This is a genomic window from Pseudomonas sp. HY7a-MNA-CIBAN-0227 (assembly GCF_040310325.1).
Taxonomy (GTDB): Bacteria; Pseudomonadota; Gammaproteobacteria; order Pseudomonadales; family Pseudomonadaceae; genus Aquipseudomonas.
Genome location: NZ_JBEOPT010000147.1, coordinates 1 through 269 on the forward strand (window position 1 = coordinate 1; position 269 = coordinate 269).

1 pseudogene is annotated in these 269 nt (G+C 66.9%); it reads right to left on the reverse strand.

The features are described 5' to 3' along the window. Positions 1-269: pseudogene (locus tag AAEZ06_RS27350) on the reverse strand (bifunctional lysylphosphatidylglycerol flippase/synthetase MprF); the annotation flags it as partial.

The window sequence follows — 269 nt, forward strand, 5'->3', positions numbered from 1 at the left end:
GGGTACGGCGCCCGGCCTTGACCAGCAGGTTGTCAGGGTAGGGCTGTTCCGGCAGTCGGCGGCGATAGATGCCGATGCACAGCAGCACCGACAACAGCAGCACGGCGCCGGCAATGCCACCGAGCAGGCTTTGCGATAAATGCAGGTAAGTGGAAGCGGCCGGCAAGTTGCTCAACGTGGCCAGCGCGGCCAGCGGCGGCAGGGCACAGCCCAGGGCCAGGCTGGCGAATACGGTCATGTGCGCCACTTCCGAGGCGCCGATGCCATGG